General features: G+C 62.2%; 1 protein-coding gene and 1 pseudogene. Both read right to left on the reverse strand.

Features of this window, described 5'->3' with window-relative positions; all coding sequences use genetic code 11:
- Positions 1-38: 38 nt before the first annotated feature.
- Positions 39-842, reverse strand: coding sequence for a creatininase family protein (locus FJ980_RS34115; protein WP_140547725.1), 804 nt, complete (start codon positions 840-842; stop codon positions 39-41).
- Between the two features lie 54 nt (positions 843-896).
- Positions 897-1,043: pseudogene (locus tag FJ980_RS35750) on the reverse strand (RidA family protein); the annotation flags it as partial.

Genomic DNA, 1,043 nt, shown 5'->3' on the forward strand with positions numbered 1-1,043 from the left:
GAAGGCACACCGTTCGAACTGAAGATCGATATGTAGGGCTACTTCAGCCAATCGGCGAGCTTCGCCTTGCGTACATCCCTAAGCAGGCTGACAAAACCATCAGCCTGATGTTCCGCTGTCAGCCGACCTTTTTCAGCCGTGGCAATGCTGGCGTCGCCGACCACGCCGTTCGGGTTGAGATCGCTGGCGATCCAGGCGAAGGCGTGGGTGCCGGTGTGGCGCAGGAGCGAAAATTCCTGCTCCGCGTTGGCGACGTTGGAGACGAAATTGTCGGCCTTGGTCATGTCGACGAGATCCGGCCGGAAATGCAGCATCAGCGAGGTCTCGACGTCGCCGCCATGGATGCCGTGGCGGTCCTCGAGTTCGGTGTACATGCCGGCCGGGCGGCCGAAGCGTTGCCAACTGGTCTTCACCGCCAGCATCTTTTCGCGCACCCGCAATTCGCGCGTGACGATGCCCATGATCTCCTCGTTGCCGCCATGCGAGTTGACGACGACCAGCTTGCGCACGCCTGCCCGCGCAATCGACACGCCAAGCTCGGTCCAGGCGTCCGCCAGCGTCGTTGCCGGCAAAGTAAGCGTGCCCGGCGCGTGAAGATGCTCGTTCGATTTGCCCACCGCCTGGACCGGAAGGATGCGGATGTCGAGATCGTCGGGCAGGCGGGCGATCACCGTGTCGAGCATGCCGTTCATGATCGAGGTGTCGGTCGAGACAGGCAGATGCGGTCCATGCTGCTCGATCGCCGCCACCGGCAGTACGGCGATCGTCGCTTCGGGATCGATCGAGGCATATTCGGTGGTCCGATAGTCACCCCACCACACGCGTCTTTTTGCTACGGTCATGTCATGCCTCTTCGATGAACGGTGAGACCTACCGCGAGATAGGCGGTGTGTCGATCACCCGGCCGCGATGGCCTCGACCTCCACCTTGAATTCAGGCCGGGCAAACCCGCTGACGATCATCAGGGTCGAGGCCGGCGCTGGGTTCGAAAAAAGCCGGTCGCGGACATCCATATAGGGTCTCAGATGCGCGCGGTCGGTGAC

This window comes from Mesorhizobium sp. B1-1-5 (genome assembly GCF_006443065.1).
Classification (GTDB): Bacteria; Pseudomonadota; Alphaproteobacteria; order Rhizobiales; family Rhizobiaceae; genus Mesorhizobium.

What these genes read in the sequence shown, in the direction of transcription:
- FJ980_RS34115 (WP_140547725.1), bottom strand. Translation starts at nt 842, where the DNA reads ATGACCGTAGCAAAAAGACGCGTGTGGTGGGGTGACTATCGGACCACC.